Origin of the sequence: Aminobacterium mobile DSM 12262, assembly GCF_000526395.1 — a bacterium.
Classification (GTDB): Bacteria; Synergistota; Synergistia; order Synergistales; family Aminobacteriaceae; genus Aminobacterium; species Aminobacterium mobile.
In genome coordinates this window covers 176267-195635 of sequence record NZ_JAFZ01000001.1, presented here as the reverse complement: position 1 = coordinate 195635, position 19369 = coordinate 176267, and the positions used below count along the sequence as shown (strand labels likewise).

17 protein-coding genes are annotated in these 19369 nt (G+C 44.6%); all 17 read left to right on the top strand.

Translation table 11 applies throughout. The features are described 5' to 3' along the window. Positions 1-13 precede the first annotated feature (13 nt). The 17 genes from K360_RS11270 (at position 14) to K360_RS0100875 (ending at position 19343) form a co-directional block, all read left to right on the top strand. Positions 14-2047 (top strand): urocanate hydratase, encoded by a 2034-nt coding sequence (locus tag K360_RS11270; protein ID WP_024821316.1) that lies wholly within the window; start codon positions 14-16, stop codon positions 2045-2047. Between the two features lie 144 nt (positions 2048-2191). Continuing rightward, positions 2192-3058 (top strand): branched-chain amino acid ABC transporter permease, encoded by an 867-nt coding sequence (locus K360_RS0100950; RefSeq protein WP_024821315.1) that lies wholly within the window; start codon positions 2192-2194, stop codon positions 3056-3058. Positions 3059-3071: 13 nt separating this feature from the next. After that, positions 3072-3950 carry a branched-chain amino acid ABC transporter permease gene (locus K360_RS0100945; RefSeq protein ID WP_024821314.1) on the top strand — a complete coding sequence of 293 codons (879 nt, stop codon included), beginning with the start codon at positions 3072-3074 and terminating at the stop codon, positions 3948-3950. After that, entirely contained in the window at positions 3947-4726 is a 780-nt protein-coding gene (locus K360_RS0100940; protein WP_245587071.1) for an ABC transporter ATP-binding protein, read from the top strand. The genes K360_RS0100945 and K360_RS0100940 overlap by 4 nt, the downstream gene beginning before the upstream one ends. Further along, positions 4710-5420, top strand: a complete 711-nt coding sequence (locus K360_RS0100935; RefSeq protein WP_024821312.1) for an ABC transporter ATP-binding protein — start codon at positions 4710-4712, stop codon at positions 5418-5420. The genes K360_RS0100940 and K360_RS0100935 overlap by 17 nt, the downstream gene beginning before the upstream one ends. A 36-nt stretch (positions 5421-5456) precedes the next feature. Then, positions 5457-6611, top strand: coding sequence for an ABC transporter substrate-binding protein (locus K360_RS0100930; protein ID WP_024821311.1), 1155 nt, complete (start codon positions 5457-5459; stop codon positions 6609-6611). Between the two features lie 271 nt (positions 6612-6882). Further along, positions 6883-7590, top strand: coding sequence for a GntR family transcriptional regulator (locus tag K360_RS0100925; protein WP_024821310.1), 708 nt, complete (start codon positions 6883-6885; stop codon positions 7588-7590). Between the two features lie 113 nt (positions 7591-7703). Then, positions 7704-9374, top strand: coding sequence for a dihydroxy-acid dehydratase (gene ilvD / locus K360_RS0100920; protein ID WP_211235513.1), 1671 nt, complete (start codon positions 7704-7706; stop codon positions 9372-9374). Positions 9375-9425: 51 nt separating this feature from the next. Then, on the top strand, positions 9426-10409 hold the full coding sequence (locus K360_RS0100915) for a Bug family tripartite tricarboxylate transporter substrate binding protein (RefSeq protein ID WP_024821308.1): 984 nt from the start codon (positions 9426-9428) through the stop codon (positions 10407-10409). An 83-nt stretch (positions 10410-10492) separates the two neighbouring features. Beyond that, positions 10493-10942 carry a tripartite tricarboxylate transporter TctB family protein gene (locus K360_RS10900; protein ID WP_024821307.1) on the top strand — a complete coding sequence of 150 codons (450 nt, stop codon included), beginning with the start codon at positions 10493-10495 and terminating at the stop codon, positions 10940-10942. 22 nt (positions 10943-10964) lie between these two features. Continuing rightward, entirely contained in the window at positions 10965-12461 is a 1497-nt protein-coding gene (locus tag K360_RS0100905; RefSeq protein ID WP_024821306.1) for a tripartite tricarboxylate transporter permease, read from the top strand. Positions 12462-12492: 31 nt separating this feature from the next. Next, positions 12493-13248 (top strand): SDR family NAD(P)-dependent oxidoreductase, encoded by a 756-nt coding sequence (locus K360_RS0100900; RefSeq protein WP_024821305.1) that lies wholly within the window; start codon positions 12493-12495, stop codon positions 13246-13248. A gap of 26 nt (positions 13249-13274) precedes the next feature. Next, complete coding sequence (locus tag K360_RS0100895; RefSeq protein ID WP_024821304.1) at positions 13275-14225, top strand: hydroxyacid dehydrogenase; 951 nt, start codon at positions 13275-13277, stop codon at positions 14223-14225. Between the two features lies 1 nt (position 14226). Continuing rightward, positions 14227-15420: a homocitrate synthase/isopropylmalate synthase family protein gene (locus K360_RS0100890; RefSeq protein WP_024821303.1), complete on the top strand. Its 1194-nt coding sequence runs from the start codon at positions 14227-14229 to the stop codon at positions 15418-15420. 294 nt (positions 15421-15714) lie between these two features. Beyond that, the gene (locus tag K360_RS0100885) at positions 15715-16737 is read left to right on the top strand and encodes an ABC transporter substrate-binding protein (protein ID WP_024821302.1); all 1023 of its coding nucleotides are present in this window, start codon (positions 15715-15717) and stop codon (positions 16735-16737) included. Next, positions 16715-18406, top strand: coding sequence for an ABC transporter permease (locus K360_RS0100880; RefSeq protein WP_024821301.1), 1692 nt, complete (start codon positions 16715-16717; stop codon positions 18404-18406). Before K360_RS0100885 ends, K360_RS0100880 begins: the two co-directional genes overlap by 23 nt. Then, on the top strand, positions 18378-19343 hold the full coding sequence (locus K360_RS0100875; RefSeq protein WP_024821300.1) for an ABC transporter ATP-binding protein: 966 nt from the start codon (positions 18378-18380) through the stop codon (positions 19341-19343). The genes K360_RS0100880 and K360_RS0100875 overlap by 29 nt, the downstream gene beginning before the upstream one ends. Positions 19344-19369 lie beyond the last annotated feature (26 nt).

Here is a 19369-nt window from a genome sequence, read left to right as displayed (position 1 = left end):
GGAGGTGTTACATATGGAATTAACAAACAGCCTCATTGCTGAGGCCATGACTATTAAGCTTGAGCCAGCGCTTCCGGAATATCCTGATTTTGTTGAAGGCATTCGTAGAGCACCTGATCGTGGCTGGACTCTCTCAAAAAAAGAAACCGCGTTGGCTCTTCGAAATGCTCTTCGATATATACCAGAAGAACTTCACGAAAAGCTCGCTCCAGAGTTTATGGAAGAACTACAGACACGAGGAAGAATATATGGATATCGTTTCAGGCCTCAAGGGCGAATTTATGGCAAGCCCATTCAGGAGTATAAGGGGAAATGTTTGGCTGGAAAAGCTTTCCAGGTCATGATCGACAACAATCTGGACTTTGACGTAGCCTTGTATCCCTATGAGCTGGTTACATATGGCGAAACCGGGCAAGTTTGCCAAAACTGGATGCAATACAGGCTCATAAAAAAATATCTGGAAGAACTTACTGAAGATCAAACTCTTGTTATAGCTTCAGGCCATCCTTTGGGATTTTTTAAATCTAAGCCAGATGCACCGCGAGTCATTGTTACCAATGGCCTCTTAGTAGGAATTTTTGACAATCAAGAAGAGTGGCATCGCCTCATGCAGCTTGGAGTGACTAACTACGGACAGATGACTGCTGGAGGCTGGATGTACATTGGGCCTCAAGGTATCATTCATGGCACTTTCAACACCATTCTCAATGCTGCCCGTCAAAGATTTGGCGTCGGTCCCCGTGAGAACCTTGCTGGTATTTTGTACGTCACTTCCGGGTTAGGTGGTATGAGCGGCGCTCAACCCAAGGCAGCCGAAATTGCCGGAGCTGTAGCTATCGTTGCCGAAGTCGATTATTCCCGCATTGAAACCCGCCATAAACAGGGGTGGGTATCCATGATCACCGACTCTGCCGAGAAAGCCTTCGCCATGGCCCAAAAAGCCCTTGAAGCCAAACAGTCTCTCTCTATTGCCTATTACGGCAACATCGTTACTTTATTGGAGTATGCCGACGAAAACAATATTCATATCCACCTTCTCTCTGATCAAACTTCCTGCCATGCTGTCTACGATGGCGGTTACTGTCCTGCCGATCTCACCTTCGAAGAGCGCACAAAAATGCTTCACGAAAATCAGGAGGATTTTCGAAAGCACGTGGATGCATCTCTGAAGCGCCATTTCGAGGTCATCAAAAGGCTTACCAACAAAGGGGCTTTTTTCTTCGACTACGGCAACTCCTTCATGAAAGCCATTTTTGATGCTGGAGTAAAAGAAATTGCAAAAAATGGGGAGAACACGTATGAAGGATTCATTTGGCCTTCCTACGTAGAAGACATTATGGGCCCCGTCCTCTTCGACTACGGTTACGGTCCTTTCCGTTGGGTCTGCCTGAGCGGTAAACCTGAGGATCTGCGAGCTACTGACAAGGCTGCCATGGAATGTATCGACCCCAATCGCCGCGGTCAAGATTATGACAACTGGGTCTGGATTCGTGACGCTGAAAAGAACAAGCTCGTAGTAGGAACTCAGGCTCGCATTCTCTATCAAGATGCCGAAGGTCGTACTCGCATTGCCCTGAAATTTAATGAACTTGTTCGTGAAGGTAAAATCGGTCCTGTTATGCTGGGGCGGGATCACCACGATGTATCCGGTACAGATGGCCCCTTCCGCGAAACATCCAATATCAAGGACGGCAGTAACATTTGTGCCGATATGGCCTCCCACTGTTTTGCCGGCAATGCCGCTCGTGGCATGACACTTTGCGCACTCCACAATGGCGGCGGAGTAGGCATCGGCAAGTGTATCAACGGCGGCTTTGGCCTGTTATTGGACGGTCGCCCTGAAACTGACGAAATCATAAAGTCTGCCATGATGTGGGACGTGCTTGGCGGTGTCGCTCGCCGCGCTTGGGGGCGCTGTGAACACGCAATAGAGGTAGCAACTCAAGTCAATAAGAAACAGAACAATTCCTATCACATTACCCTTCCATACATACCTAACACAAAACTTATAGAACAAACCGTAGAAAACGCTTGGGAAAAACGATAAGACATAAAAAATGCGAAGCGAGGAGAAAAAATTCTTCGCTTCGCTAATTATATTCGCGTTATTTCCTTAAGTTTTTTGTCGCATTCATCGTGCTAAAATTTTTCTGAAAGATGACTTTTGTATAGTATTGGGGTGAATTGTGGAATGTATTTGCTTACAGAACAGATTCTGAACGGCCTTGCAACTGGATCCACCTACGCCCTCATCTCTCTTGGTCTCGCATTAGTCTATGGCATTCTCGGCGTTCTTCACGTAGCTCACGCTGGGATTTATATGGCTGGGGCTTATATAGGCGTTGGCATATATACTGTAACAGGAAATATTTTTCTCGCCGCCCTTATCAGTATGATAACCTGTGGATGCCTCGGCATAGCTATCGAACGATTGGTGTATTTCCCTCTTCTCAAATTTCCTCCCTATGTACCTCTTATCAGCAGTATCGCAATATTTACCGGTATGGAAGAGCTGGTACGTCTCGTCGCCGGTCCTACAGTTCAAACCTATTCTCTAACCCTTCCATTTCCTCACTTTGAACTAAAGGGGATGGTTATCTCCTCAAACTTAGTAGGGATCTATGTTATTACTGCAGCAGTTTTTCTAATGCTTTGGTATTTTTCAACTCGAACAGAAACAGGACTTGCCATGCGGGCTGCGTCTCAAGATATGGCTGTAGCCAGCTCTTTGGGTATTAATAGCCAGCGGATAGTAGATCTGAGTTTCTTCATAAGTTCAGCCATTGCAGCTCTGGCAGGTATTCTCGTAGGAATTTATTACAATACTGTCTCCCCAGGCATGGGGGCTGTCCCTGCCTATAAAGCCCTAGCTCTTATTGTTGTAGGGGGATTGGGTTCCGTGCCTGGAGCTGTAGTTGCTTCCCTCGCATTGGGGGTGGCAGAAACTGTTCTTATAGGCTATGCCCATGTGCCTCTTCCCAGAGATGCCCTGGCCTTCATTGCCATGATTATCGTGCTCATGTGGAGACCTCAAGGTCTCTTTGGTCGAAAAGGCTAAGGAGGGAACAACTATGAGTTACGCTATTACCATCGCCACTTTTATCACTATTCAGGCTATCGTAGCCTATGGCCTGAATATCATTGTGGGGTACGCCGGACAAATATCCCTCGGACACGCTGCTTTTTTTGGTATAGGGGCCTATTCGGCAGCTCTTTTAACCACGAAAGCCGGACTTTCTTTTTGGGGGGCGCTCCCTTGTATCATTATTATTTGTGCTGTAGTAGGTATTCTTTGCGGCCTGCCAAGCTTGCGGGTACGAAATGATTTTCTGGCCATTACCACTATTGGAATCAACTTTATAGTAGAGGCTATCTTCCTCTACATCCCTTTTTTCGGTGGAGCTTTAGGTCTTGGCGGCATCCCCAGGGTCATTTTTTTAGGAGTAAAACTTAAAAGCGGAAGTTACCTTCTTCTCTGCATCTTTATTTTAGGGCTTGTTATCCTTATAAACCGATGGTTTTCCAAACGCTGGATGGGATTAGCGTGTATTGCCCTTCGCGAAGACGAAATTGCAGCATCAAGCATGGGAATCTCCCCCATACGTTTTAAGCTCATAGCTTTTGTTATGGGAACTGTCATCGCCGGGATTGGCGGCTCTCTATACGCTCATCAAATGCACTTTATCGCACCCTCAGATTTTGGATTTCCAGTTTCTGTAATGCTTCTCTCCTTCGTTGTACTTGGCGGAATGGGAACCCTTTGGGGACCTTTGTTGGGAGCTATCATCCTAGGTTCCCTTCCCGAACTCGCTCGACCTTTAGCAGACTATCGAATGCTTCTCTATAGTGTGTTATTACTGCTCATGATCCGATTCCAGCCACAAGGACTTTTAGGGAAGGGAAGTCTCCTTCTTTCCTTTTTCCCATCCAAAGAGAGGGGGGACCGATGATGGGTCGTCCAATTCTTCTTTCCGTAGAAAACATCTCCAAAAAATTTGGTGGTCTCCAGGCAGTGGATCATGTTTCTTTCCAGATTCATCCTGGAGATATATTAGGACTTATCGGCCCTAACGGAGCAGGGAAAACCACATGTTTTAATATGATTTCAGGTATCTACAGGCCTTCTTCCGGGGAAATTTATTTGGATGGACAACGTATAGATGGTTTACCTCCCCATAGCATTGCGCGCCTCGGAATCGGGCGAACGTTCCAAATTGTAAAACCATTTTCGAACCTTTCCGTCCTAGAAAATATTTTGGTAGCTCTTGGAGTCCAGCATTATGCTTCTCTATTAGATATAACTCATAAATGGCGTTCCCCCTCTGTTGTTGATGAAGGGATGGCTATTCTTAAACGGGTCGGACTGGAGAGCTATGCCTTTAAACAATCGGCAACCCTTCCTCTTGGCGACCTTCGCCGCCTTGAAATCGGGCGGGCACTAGCACTAAACCCCAAATTGCTCCTCTTGGATGAGTCTTTCTCCGGGCTTCGACAGGAACAAATCGTCAAGATGGAAGAGTTTGTTCTTTCCCTCATTTCCCAAGGTGTTTCTATCCTTCTCATTGAACATAACATGAAAGTGGCCATGAAGCTTTGTAATCGTATCGTGGTTTTAGACCACGGGCGATGGCTTACAGAAGGCTCACCGTCAGACGTTACATCGAATCCAGATGTTATCGAAGCATATTTGGGGAAAGGAGAACTGGATCATGCTGCTGCGCATTGAAAATCTCCATATCACATACGGGCAAGTGGAGGCTGTCCATGGCGTTTCTTTTCATGTAGACAAAGGGGAGCTTGTTTCCATTATCGGAGCTAACGGGGCCGGAAAGACCTCTCTTATGAATGCCATTATGGGCATCGTCCCAGTTCATAGCGGTTCTATTTTCCTCGGTGAAGAGGATATTACATCTCTTGGGGCTCACTTAAGAGCTCGAAAAGGCATCCGGCTTGTTCCGGAGAGGGCCCGGGTTTTTCCATCCCTCTCCGTGTATGAAAATCTCCTTACAGGTGTTTACGGAATGAGAGAACACATTGATCTCCAACAACGCCTGAATTGGATCTACTCTCTATTCCCAGTTTTAAAAGAAAGAAATTCTCAAGCTGGAAGCACTCTTTCCGGGGGAGAGCAACAACAACTTTCCATTGCCAGAGCCCTTATATCAAGCCCCGGCATTTTGCTTGTAGATGAAGTATCCATGGGGCTCATGCCTAAGCTTGTCAACACAGTTTTCCAAGTATTACAGCATATTAATAAGGAATTTGGCATCACCATCCTTATTGTGGAACAGAACGCTCTCGCCTCACTTCAGATATCCCATCGAGGATATGTGCTGGAAGCTGGGAACCTCGTCATGGAAGGGACGTCTCAGGAACTCATGAATGACCCAGGAGTTCGGGAAGCCTACCTGGGCATTTGAGTAGGTTACTTAAAAATTTTATTGGAGGTGCTGTTCATGAGATGCAGTCGGTTGGTCAAGGTTTTTGCTTTAGTATGCTGCCTCACCCTTGTATTAAGCGGTATGGCTCTAGCGGAAGAAACCATTAAAATCGGACTTTTAGCTCCCCTCACAGGTCCCGCTGCTGACGACGGTATCAACGTGAAAAACTCTGTCGTCATGGCAGTAGAGAAAGTCAATGCAGAAGGAGGCATCCTCGGGAAACAGATAGAGCTTGTAACCTATGATGATCGCGCCGACCCTAAAGAAGCTGTGGCCCTTGCTCATAAGCTCATTGAGCGCGACAGTGTAATAGGAGTTGTAGGAGGATCTTACAGCTTTCCGAGCAGAGCAGTAGCGCCTATCTTTCAAGAAGAGAAAGTTCCTTTTGTAGCAGCCTATGCCCTTCACCCGGAAGTTACATCGGCTGGAGAATTTTGCTTCCGCGTGGGTATGCTTGGAGACGTGGAAGGACGTGCCTGTGCCTATGTAGCCGTTCATAATTTTAAAGCCAAAACTGTGGCTCTTATTCATGCGGACAACGACTTCGGACGTACCCTCTCAACTGGGACACGAGAATATCTTGAAAAACACGCTCCAGATACAAAAATACTCATAGAACAAGCTTATCCTTTCGCAGAAAAAGATTATAAAGCGTACCTTTCCAAGATCAAGGAAGCCAATCCAGACGTGGTTATCTCCAGTGGTTATTTCTTCCAGGTAGGTCCAATGGTGAAGCAAGCCCGCGAAATGGGCATTACGGCTCCTTTCATCGGTGAGGAAGGCGCCGACTCCCCAGAAATGATTAAAATCGCCGGGGAAGCAGCAGAAGATTTTGTAATTGTCACCAACCTTGATCGAGATGACAAACGAGCTTTTGTTCAGGATTACCTTCGCCAGTACAAAGAACGTTTTGGCGTAGATACATGTATGGTAGGTGCTTCTGCCTATGATGCCTTCATGGTCATTATAAACGGTATTAAAGTGGCAGGAGAGCTGGACACACAGAAAATCAGAGATGCCATTGCCGCCTCTGAACTTGAAGGCCTTACTGGCGTCAGCAAGTTTACAGAACAGGGAGAAGTCATAAAACCCATGGTAGTACAGATTGTAAAGGATTGGGGGTTCCACTATCTTGACACAGTAGACGACCCCGCAGTGCTTGAAAAGTAGGGATCAGAAAAAGAAAAGGCTCCCGGACTTTCTTTCGGGAGCCTTTTCTTTTTTTGTAGAAAACATGAAAAAACGGGCTATTCTACTCTCGAGAACAATTGGACTCGCTTTTTCTCATTAGGCAGAGACCTTACGTATCATTTGCAAGTCAGTGTTTATGGGCATCGACACGCCGTATGGATTTTTATTTGACAGAAGCCCCTCCTTTGATTATTATTTAAATGGATACGCAAGTGGCTACTTTATAGTTTTTTTGTGAGGGGAGAAAAGTATGTCTCTTGAGCAAAAAAAACACTCGAAAATAAAAGTAGAAGATATGGTTCAACAATATATTGTTGATGAAATCATGTCTCATAACATAAAACCTGGAGAACGCGTTTACGAGACCCAGCTGGCAGAACAACTTGGAGTAAGTCGTACTCCAGTACGTCACGCTATCGGTCGCCTCGTCTCCGAGGGAATTCTTGAAGATCCCCATCGAGAAAAGGGGTATGTTGTTCCTATCCTCACTCCTCAAGACATGAAACACGTATACGTAATGAGAGAACTGCTTGAAGGTGAAGCGGCTTTTGAAGCTGCTCAATCCATATCTCAAAAAGATATTGCGTATCTTAAGGAATTAAACGTAAAAGAAGAACAATCTTTTAAAAATAGCGATCGTAAGGCGTATACAGCTATCAATAAAGAACTTCACAGCAAAATTGTTCAAATGAGTGGGAATCTTTATTTACAACGTTTTTTCCGACAAGTTTTTTGGAAGTCCCAACTCTATACATTCTACCTTTCTAGTTTTTACTCAAGCTCCACCGAGATTTTCCCTCTTTCTTCCCAAAAACCTTTAAGTTACCTCGAACATGCTCGTGTTATTCATGCTATTGCATCAAGGGATCCTGAAAAAGCTCGCCAAGAAATGATCACCCATATACGAATGAGCTACAAAGAAAGATTTGTTGACATTGGACATTTCTTCGAATCATAGAAACTTCTCATAACACATAAAATAAGAATAAGGGATTTTTTTAAAATTAAAAAATGGATACTTTGAAGGACTCAGAAAATTTCACCAATAGTAATGGAGGGGGCGCGTTGAATATGTTGCGAAGTACCAAAGATGTTGTTGATGGACTCGACCATGCCGGTAACAGAAGCCATCTTAAGTGCATTGGTCTCTTAGAAGAAGATCTGCACAAACCTTTTATAGGTGTTATTAATACATTCAATGAAATGCATCCCGGGCATAAACATCTCCGGGAAATTTCAGAGGCGGTTAAACGGGGAGTCTACACCGCAGGTGGCATTCCCTTTGAAGTTAACACTATTTCTATTTGCGATGGAATCACCCAGAGTAACTTTGGAATGTGTTATGTTCTCCCAAGCCGCGAGATTATAGCCGATTCTGTCGAAGTCATTGCAGAAGCTCAAAGACTTGATGGCCTCGTGTTAATCGCCTCTTGCGATAAAATTGTGCCTGCCATGATGATGGCAGCTGGCCGCTTGAACCTCCCCACTGTTATTGTTACTGGTGGGCCTATGTTAGCGGGCAAATTCCAAGGTAAAGATGTTGCTATTTACGAAATACGCGAAGCCGGGGCGAAAGTAAAGCAGGGACTTCTCTCTGAATTAGAATTCAAGGAATTCGAAAACAATGTATGCCCCACCTCCGGTTCATGTTCCATGATGGGAACTGCAAACACTATGTCATGTCTTACAGAAGTCATAGGTCTCTCTGTCCCGGGTTCGACAACAACTCCTGCAGTGTACTCTAAAAAACTTCGTCAAGCCAAGCTGAGCGGGGAAATTGTTGTAGACCTCGTGAAAAAAAATATTCGCCCTCGAGATGTTGTGACCCAGGACTCCATTGAGAATGCAGTTATTGTAAATATGGCTATTGGCGGGTCCACAAACTCTGTTTTACACCTCCCCGCTATCGCTCAAGAATTTGGTCTCCATCTTGATTCCGACGACTTCGAGCGTCTTTGTAAAAAAACTCCTCATCTCGTAAACGTAAAACCGTCAGGACATTACTCCCTCGAGGATTTCGATTTTGCTGGTGGAATTCCTGCTGTCATAAAAGAACTTGGGGAATCGCACCTTCACCTTAATGCCCAAACTATCATGGGTGAATCATGGGAAACGCTATGTAAAGATGCAAAAATAACAAATACGGATGTGATCCGAACCCTCGAAACAGCTCTTCACAAAGAAGGGAGTCTTGCCATACTGAAAGGAAACCTTGCTCCTGAAGGCTCCGTAATAAAACAAACAGCCGTTTCAGACAAAATGAAAAAACATACTGGACCAGCCAAAGTTTTTGATTCCCAGGAAGACGCTATCACCGCAATGCTCAATGGCGACATAAAAGAAGGAGATGTTGTCGTTATCCGCTACGAAGGCCCCAAAGGTGGCCCTGGGATGCGAGAGATGCTTGGTGCAACCGCTATTTTAATGGGAGCAGGTCTCGGAGAGAGCACCGCTCTTGTTACTGACGGTAGATTTTCCGGCTGTACTCATGGACCATGCGTAGGGCATGTGGCTCCTGAAGCGGCCAAGGGCGGAGCAATTGCTTTGGTTCACGACGGAGACATGATCACTATTGACATTCCGAATCGTTCTTTAGAGCTACACGTCTCCGAAGAAGAGCTTGCAGAAAGGAAAAAGAACTGGAAACCCATTCCCTGCAAAGTAGACAGCAAATACTTACGTCGATACAGCAGAGAAGTTGAGAGCGTCTGGAAGGGTGCCATCCTGCGGGATGAGGCATAACCCAGAAAAGATATAAACACAGCATTTTTTACAATTAAGGGGGATTCAGGTATGAAAAAACGTTTTTCTTTATCCATTGTTATGTGCTTTATCGCTGTATTCGTTTTCTGTCTTGGCTTTTCCAACCAAGCACTAGCCAAGGAAGGTTGGCCCAAAACCACTGTCAACATTATTGTAGGGTACAACCCCGGCGGTTCCACAGATACGTTTGCCCGCCTTCTCGCCAAACATCTTGAGCCTGTTTTCGGTCATCCTGTAGTGGTTCAGAACGTCCCTGGCGGCGGCGGCGCTGTGGGATATGTCAAAACTATGACAAGTAAACCAGATGGCTATACCGTTGTCGTTTCCAACGGTTCCCTTCTCACCTTAGGTGGCATTGGGAATGTAGACTTTCAGTATAGCGATTTTACGAACTTAGGACGTGTCATTGTTGAAGACGAAACCATTTGCGTAGGAAAAGACGCTCCCTGGAACAACGTTGCAGAGCTCATTGCCTATTCAAAAGAGAACCCCGGTAAGCTTCGTATCGGATTTGCTGGAATTGGCGGATTTACCTATCTTGCCGCTAACCAGTTCATCAAAACGGCTGGGATCGAGATTGACGGAATCGGATATTCCAGCGGAGCAGAAGCAGTCGCAGGTCTCCTTGGCGGTTTCGTCGATGTTATTGTTCAGCAACCTGGAGAAATTTTCTCTCACTGGCAGGGCGGTGAAGTAAAGATTCTCGGCACCATGGGTGAGGTTCGCCACGTACTCTTCCCAGATATTATGACATGCGAAGAGCAGGGTTTGAATCTGAAACTTTTCCAGTGGCGAGGAATTTCTGGTCCTAAAAATATGCCTGAAGATATCAAAGCCGCATGGATAGATGCTCTCGACAAAGTGCAGCAGTCTGAGGCATTTAGAAAAGACATCACCGAGATCCTTTGCGCTGGAACAAGCTTCATAGGTGGGGATGATTTCGAAAACTGGCTCAAGAAAGAAGCGGACTGGATTTATCCTCTCATTGATGAGCTCGGCTTAAAACAGAAATAGAATAGCACTTTTTAAGGGGCGACGCCTCTCTTGTAACCTATCTAAGGCTCGCCCCTTTTTGAGAACCAAGGAGGAATGTAATTATGCGTAAGGCCGATATAGCAACATCCCTTACCATGATATGTGTATCTGGCTTTTTTCTAATCCAAACAACAAAAATCAAAGATGCTTCCGGGGCTATACTTGGTCCTCGTTTTTTCCCATATGTAGTTCTTACAGGCATAATTTTGCTCTCCCTTCTGGTGCTTTTTTATTCCTGTAGGAAAGAGGAAACTTCTTCTAAGGAGGTCACCTTGGATTTTCAGGGAAAAGCCAAGGTACTCGTTACGCTTCTTATCGCTTTTATCTACGTTGCACTTTTAGAGAAACTCGGATTTGTATTTGCTTCCGTTCTGTTTATGAGCGCTTTGGGGCTTTTCTTTTATGGGAAATTTGACAAGAAGAAAGTATTAAATATCTTTCTCTTTTCCGCTGTCGCTCCAGTGGCTCTGTTCTTTCTCTTCACAAAATTTTTCCACACATTACTTCCATAAGGAAGCGGGGGGGATATAAAAAATGACGGCACTTATTCAAGGCCTTATTGGTGCCTTTCAACCAGAAGCAATTCTTTTTACTGCAGCAGGAACTGTCCTTGGCATTATTTTCGGAGCACTGCCAGGGTTAACGTCCACCATGGCCGTAGCCCTGCTGATTCCTGTAACATTCGGGCTCTCTCCTGTAGCGGGGATGGGCATGCTTATGGGGGCTTTCTGCGGTGGGACAGCCGGGGGATCCATTTCCTCCACTCTCCTTCGCATTCCTGGGACGCCGGCTTCCATTTGCACAACTTTCGATGCGTATCCCATGGCTCAAAAAGGGCAAGCGGGGCTAGCATTGGGGACATCCATTCTCGTCTCCCTCATTGGAGGTCTTTTCAGTGCGGGAATCCTCATGTTTATTGCTCCTAAACTAGCTCGTTTTGCTCTCGGATTCGGACCAACAGAGTACTTTTCTCTTGCAGTACTTGGTCTTACCGTTATTGCCAGCGTCTCCTCTAAATCTCTTCTCAAAGGGGTTATCGCCGGGTTTATTGGCGTTTTTATCTCATTTATTGGGACAGATCCTGTTACAGGAATGGTACGTTATAGTTTCGGAATTCCTAATCTTCTCAGCGGCCTCAATCTTTTGCCGGTTCTTATTGGACTTTTCGCCGTGTCAAAAGCGCTGGAAGACGCTGAAACCATTGGAAGTTCTGTTAAACTAACGAGCAATAAGGGACTCAAAGGAGAGTTCCCCTCTTTTATTACCCTTCTGGAAAGGAAATGGATCATTCTCTCTTCTGCTGTTATTGGGACAATTGTAGGAATTTTGCCCGGCGCTGGTTGTAGCATTGCTTCCTTTGTGTCTTACGATCAGGCCAAGCGGCTCTCTAAGACTCCAGAGGAATTTGGGAAGGGCTGTATAGATGGCGTTATTGCTTCAGAAACAAGCAACAATGCGGTAACAGGGGGAGCCCTTGTGCCCATGCTCACTCTTGGCATTCCCGGAGACTCTACTACTGCTGTTATGCTTGGAGGCCTTCTTATTCACGGACTTCGCCCTGGCCCTTTGCTTTTTAAAGATACCCCTGAAATTATTTATGGCATTTTTGCTATGTTGCTATTGGCCAACGTATTCATGTTTGCTTTCCAATATTTCGGGATCAGGCTCTTCGTAAAAATGCTCAAAATACCCAGATACATGCTGACACCCTTTATTCTTGTAATGTGCACTATAGGTGCGTACGGTGTTGGCGGAAGTTTATTCGATGTATTTGTCATGATGGTCTTTGGTGTAATTGGATATATCTTTAATAAATTGCATTATGGTGTGGCCCCTGTGGTACTTGGTTTCATTCTTGGTGGTATGGCAGAAACTCACTTTAGGCGAGCATTTTTTATGTACAGAGGAGATCTGGGCGTTTTTGTAACCCGCCCTGTAACCCTTCTTTTACTCGTTCTTAGTCTGTTGTTGATAGCCATTCCAATTATCAGGAATCATAAGCAGAGCAAGGAAAACTTGACTGCTGCATAAAAAGTTAGATTTACGAAGGAGTGGTTTTATTATGGACCTGGGACTTGAATCGAAAGTTGTCATCGTCACAGGAGGTGCCAGCGGCTTAGGCAAAGCCATGGTAGAGGCCTTTGCAGAAGAAGGAGCCACTGTAGTTATTGCAGATGTAAACAAAGCAGATGGTCTTCAGTTTGCCAGCGATCTCTCATCTCAAGGGAAACAGGCAGATTTCCTTTTTCTCGACGTCAGCGATGCAGAGCAGGTAAATACTGCAATCGATTCCGTGTTTAAAAAACATGGGAAGATAGATGTCCTCTGCAACAATGCCGGTATTAACGTCAGGAAGTTTGCTCTCGATATATCCCCTGAAGAGTGGCAAAAAGTCATTAATGTGAACCTTTCCGGGATGTTTTATTGCGCACAAGCTGTAGGTCGGATTATGGTTCAGCAAAAATCAGGGAAAATCATTAATACCGCTTCTGTTTCTGCTGTAAGAGGGCACCTGAAACGAGCACCTTACGCCAGCGCCAAAGGCGGAGTATATCAAATGACCAAAGTACTCGCCCATGAGTGGGGGCAATATAATGTAAATGTCAACGCTATCGGACCTGGTTTTGTTGAAACTCCGCTCACATCGAAACTAATCAATGGACCTGGCGTTCGAGAAGAAATGACTTCAAAAATTCCCATGAAACGTCTTGGGAAAACGAAAGATATTGTTGGCCCTGTTCTTTTCCTCGCCTCCGACTGTTCAAGCTATATTACAGGCCAGCTTATCCTCATTGATGGCGGACGAACCATCGATTAGATTTTTTAGCAGAAAGGAAGCCTATTATGAGCACTGTATTAATATATGACCCTATATCTGAAGATGGACTCAACATTCTTCGAAAAGCTGGTCACACCCTTATTACACGGCAAGAACTCAATGAAAAAAATAAAGACTCTATTGAAGGGCTTGTTATCCGAACATCCCCTTTGAAAGGAGACTTCCTTTCTCAACTTCCACACCTTAAAGTTATTGGTCGTCATGGTGTAGGAGTTGATAACATCGATCTCGACTACGCTACACAAGCAGGCATTCTCGTGGGGAACACCCCTTATGCCAATGCTGTCTCTGTGGCAGAACATGTTCTTGGTATGATGCTCTATTTCATTAAAAAATATACTCTGAGCGACTCCCTTATCAGAGAGGGGAAATTTAGAGAAAGAGACCATATAGGGCTCTCAGAGCTAAATGGAAAAACCCTTGGCATTATTGGTTTTGGAAAGGTCGGCAAGGCCGTGTATCGTATTGCCCATGATGGCTTTGCAATGAATGTTGTCGTCTATGACCCATACATAGAGATGCCCAAGGATGTTCATCGCGTTGAAAAACTTGAAGAGCTCCTGAAGAGTTCTGATTTCGTAACAATTCATACCCCTCTCACAGAAGAAACACATTGCATGATCGACACAAAAGAGCTCTCTCTTATGAAAAAAGGCGCTATCCTCATCAACGCAGCCCGTGGCCCTGTCATTAATGTAGATGCTGTAGCTCAATCTCTTCGTGATGGACATCTTGGGGGATTAGCAGTAGACGTTTTTCCAGAGGAACCACCTCGTCCCGATTCCCCCATCCTCACAGCTCCTCATGTTCTTATGACACCTCACAGCGCAGCTCTAACGTATGAAGCCATCTATAGAATGGCGACAGGTGCTGCAGAAGCCGTTGTTCGCGTGTTACGTGGAGAAAAACCAGATTATATTGTCAACCCGGAAGTTTTAAAGGAGGGGAAAAAATAAAATGACACACTACCAAACAGAGAACTGGTGGACAAGCCCGTTCAACGAAGAATATCGTCAAACATTGGCTCTACCTGAGCATGTTCAAATTCATGACGCAACCCTTCGAGATGGGGAGCAAACTCCAGGAGTTGTCTTCACTCCTGAAGACAAGCTGAAAATCGCTCGTATTCTTGCCAATATGGGTGTTGAACGTATTGAAGCCGGTATGCCTGCCGTATCCGAGGCAGATAAGGAAGCCATTAAATCTATTGTAAAAGACAATCTTCCAGCAAAAATATTCACATTTGCCCGAGCTATGGTCAAAGATATAGAGATGGCTACGGAATGTGGGGCTCATGGAGTCGTCATTGAGGTTCCTATAGGAAAGCCCAAGCTCCTCTATCAATTTGGCTGGACATGGGAAGACGTGGCAAAAAAAACGAAAGAAGCAGTCAAAGCATCGAAAGATGCTGGCTTATATACGGTGCTTTTCCCTTACGATACAACCCGAGCTGATTGGGAAGATCTTAAGAACCTTCTAGGCTCCGTTTGCGACTATTGTGCTCCCGACAGTGTGGGAGTTGTTGACACTACAGGATGTATCCTTCCGGGAGCCATGTTCCAACTTGTACGCAGGGTCAAAAACCTTACCGGACTTTCTGTTGAAGTCCACACACATAACGATTTTGGTATGGCCCTAGCCAACAGCCTCGCTGCTGTAGAAGGAGGAGCAGACGTTATCCACACATGCTTGAATAGTTTAGGCGAACGTACTGGAAACACATCCCTTTTCCAGGTGCTCATGGCACTAAAAGTTATGTTTAATATGGACTATGGCACAGACTTTGGAGCCTTCAAAAAAATTGCCGATGAAATATCTGCTATGTGCAACGTCCCTCTTGCAGGGAATGAACCTATTATTGGCGATCGCATCTTCACCAGAGAATCTGGCATCGGCATTGAGATGTTGAGAGAAAAACCTCTTGCCATGTTCTCTCTGAATCCGGAATTTGTGGGAAATGAGCCTCAGATAGTACTTGGGAAGAAAAGCGGCGTCAAATCTGTTGAAGTCAATCTTGAGAAACTCGGTATAAAGGCAACAGAAGACCAGATGCGGAATATTCTTGCTGAAGTTAAGGATTTTGGCATAAAGAACCGTCGCCTTCTTACAGACGAAGAGTTCAAAGCTATCGCATCAAAAGAATTGCAATAGGGAAACACAAAAGCACCACACCTCCCAATACACGCTAGAACAAGAGCTGTCTTACAAGACAGCTCTTGTTCTATATTTATAATTCAATTCTATATGATAAGAAATTCCAAATTACGACACATAAACTCCCCCCAAAAAAAGGAAGAGAAGCAATTTAAAGTTGCTGCCAAAAACTCACATAATAAATATAGGAATAATACTCATGGCAATATTGACTACTACCTCCCTTTCACTTAATATGAGTCCTCGGAATAATGCATATTACTTAAACAAATAAACTAAGGAGGACACACCGTGAAAAAAGTACTTGCAGCCCTTTTACTCGCCTGTCTTGTTATGTTTTCTGGCCCTATGGCTTTTGCCAGTGCCGATAAACCCTTGGCTGGACAGACTATCAGTATTTTTATTGCAGCTACTGGTATTGATGAAATTATGGCAGAGTTTACTAAAGATACTGGCATTAAGGTAAACTACTTGAACATGTCTTCTGGCGAAGTGCTCACTCGTCTTAGAGCCGCTAAAGGTAAAGTTCTTGCTGATGCCTGGTTTAGTGGTGGGGTCGATAGCTACGTGGAAGCAGCACGAGAGGGGTTCCTTGAACCTTATATATCCCCAGAATCAGAAAAAATCCCTGCGGAATATAAGGATCCCGACGGATATTGGACTGGTTTATCTGTATGCGCAGTGGATTTTCTTATCAATAAAGACGTTATGAAAGAAAAAGGACTCCCTATGCCAAAGAGCTGGGCAGACCTTGGGAAACCAGAGTATAAAGGGGAGATTCTTATGAGCAATCCTGCTATCTCCGGTACAAATTACTCTGTCCTTTTTCACCTTATTCAAATTTTTGGAGAAGAACAAGGTTGGGAGTATATCAATAAACTCGATTCTAACATCCCCTTTTATACTAAAAGAGGAGCTGCCCCTCCTAATAAAGCTTCTCTTGGAGAAGTCGCCATTGGCATCGATCCCTATGACTGTGGCGTAAAGCTTATTGAACAAGGGTACCCTGTAGTATCAATTTTTCCAGAAGAAGGAACACCTGGCTTTATTTCACCCATTGCTATCATGAAGGGCGCAAAAAATATGGAAGCAGCTAAAGCTTTCGTCGACTGGTGCCTTTCAAAGCGAGGACAAGAAGTCCAAATGGCTCACACTGCCAAAGTCGGGACAAGACCTGACGCAGATGTCCCAGAATATTTGCGGGGGCTTAAAGAGGCCAAGATTGTTGTTGTCGATGCTGTAAAGTCCGGTGAAATGAGAAAGAGCATCATTGAAAGGTGGCAGAAGGAATTTGGCAGTAAAGCGGAGCAGTAAACTTTGCGGGGCATCTTTTGATGCCCCCTTTTGTCTTTATCTTTTTTTAGCCGTTAATGTTTTTATCTTCATTCTCTGGCCCACTTTAGCTGTATTGAAAGAGAGCGTTTTTGTTCATGGTGTTTTCAGCCTTGAACACTACAGAGATCTTTTTACTATCAATCAGTCCCTTGTGCGCAACAGCCTTTTTGTAGGATTATGGACTACTTTTTTCGCCCTTTTTATCGGCCTTTGCTGTGCTCTTTATGTTACCCATTCAAAAAATAAGGGTAAAAAGGTAGTGCTTGCGGTTCTGCTTCTTTCTCTTATTTCTCCCCCTTTCGTATCGTCATTAGCATATATCATGCTTTTTGGCCGGCGTGGGCTCGTTACATGGAAACTGCTGGGCTTGCATTGGAGTCCTTATGGACCCCATGGCGTCATTCTTATTGAATCCATCAGTTTTGCCACCATTGCTGCCTTCCTGATTATTGCTGTTCTTCAGGGAGTTGATCAAAGTCTGGAACAGGCTTCTCTTGACTTGGGGGCCAGTCGTTGGCATACTCTTTGGCGCATTACCCTTCCTTTAGCAAAGCCCGGAATTATCACGGCAGCTCTTATTGTTTTTATTCGTTCCCTTTCTGACTTCGGAACTCCTATGTTCATTGGCGGGAATTATAATGTTTTGGCTACGCAAGCATATATGACTGCCATCGGGAGCTACGATTTCCCGAAGGCCTCTGCTATTTCCACGCTTCTTTTAATCCCTGCTTTCATCGTCTTCCTTCTGTACAGGAAGATTCTGGGAAAAGTTCCCATGCTTTCTTCAAAAACAGCAAGCGTAGATGAGGACTTACTTGGATTGCCTTTATGGGTCAACTGTATAGTCTTTATTGGTACATGGGGATTTGTTTTCTTTGAACTTATGAAGTATGGAACTATTTTCTGTGGTGCTTTTACAAAAACCTGGGGAGTGAACTTTTCTTTCACCCTTCAGCATATAAAAATCTTGAAGCTCACCAAACTCAGCAGCCTTATTCGTAGCATCCAATACTCTGTAATAGCAGCGCTGACAGCAGGCATTATGGGAGTTCTTCTCGCCTGGTTTTTAGGAAGAAAGAATAGGCCTATGGCAAGAGTCATTGATTTCATCGCCGACCTCCCTTTTATTTTACCGGGTCCATTTTTCGGGATTGCCTACCTTCTCGCCTTTAACTGGTTACCAGAGTTTTTTCTAGGAACTGGCTTCCTTGTTATCACGAACTGTATTTACCGCCAGTTGACTCTGGGCATAAAAAGTGGAATTTCTGTGCTCAATCAAATCAACACAGAGCTTGAAGATGCCGTGAAAGACCAGGGTGGGAGCGATATTTACGTGTTAAAAGATGTTATTCTGCCTCTCTTAAAATCTACTTTTCTGGTAAGTTTCATTAACACCTTTACTTTTACTATGACTACTATTGGTGGCATTATTTTCTTAATTACCCCTTATACAAAAGTTGCCACCGTCGAAATGTTCGATGCCATACAACAAGGGGATATAGGAGTAGGGTCTGTTATGGCCTCCGTTATTATTATTGTGGTAATGATCATTAACGCTGCTTTCTCTTATGTTTTGCTTCACAAGGGAAAGAATTCGTCTAAAAAAGTGAGGAGAAGCCATGTACCTTCAATTGAAGCGACTCGATAAAAAATTTGGGCACCTTTATGCTGTGCACAATTTTTCTATTGATATAGAAGAAGGGGAACTTGTAGCTCTTCTTGGTCCAAGTGGCTGTGGAAAAACCACAACGCTCCGCATGGTGGGAGGGTTTCTTAAGCCAGACAATGGACACATTATTCTCGAAGGGGACGATATTACAGCTCTTCCTCCGGAAAAACGACCAACAGCTACTGTTTTTCAAAGCTATGCTCTTTTCCCTCATATGACAGTACTTGAAAATGTAATATACGGACTTAAGTTTCGAAAAATTCCCCGGGAAAAAGCCTGTACTATGGGAATGGAGATGCTCGAGAAAGTAGGACTCCCTCTCTCCGGCTCAAAAACAATCGGGCAATTAAGCGGAGGAGAGCAGCAACGAGTTGCTCTTGCCAGAGCTCTTGTAACAAGACCTAAAGTTCTTCTTCTTGACGAACCTCTTAGCAATCTTGATGCGAAGCTTCGGGTGCGTATGAGGCGCGAAATTTTCCAGATTCAAAGTAGTTTGGGAATTACGACTCTTTACGTTACCCACGATCAGGAAGAGGCGCTGGCTCTCTCCCATAGGATTGTCGTTATGGAAAAAGGACAAATCATACAAATTGGGACCCCTCAAGACATCTATAGGCGCGCAGAAAACTCCTTCGTCGCCGATTTTATTGGACGAAGCAACATCATAACCCTCAAGGGGGGAGAGAAAGTAGCCATTCACCCAGAAGATCTTTCTTTCTCTTATGAGAAAGGCATCCTTTCAGGATATATTAGCGGACGCCAGTTTAAAGGTGCCATAACAACCTATTTTGTGGATGTAAGTGGACAAACCATTGAGGTAGATATTTTAAGCCGGGAAGATCGCCAGAGAAGTGACGGGGAAAAAGTAGAGATTTCTTTCAATAAAGGCAGCGAAATGCCTCTCACAAGAGATTAACTGCATTCTTCCTCATGCTATTATCT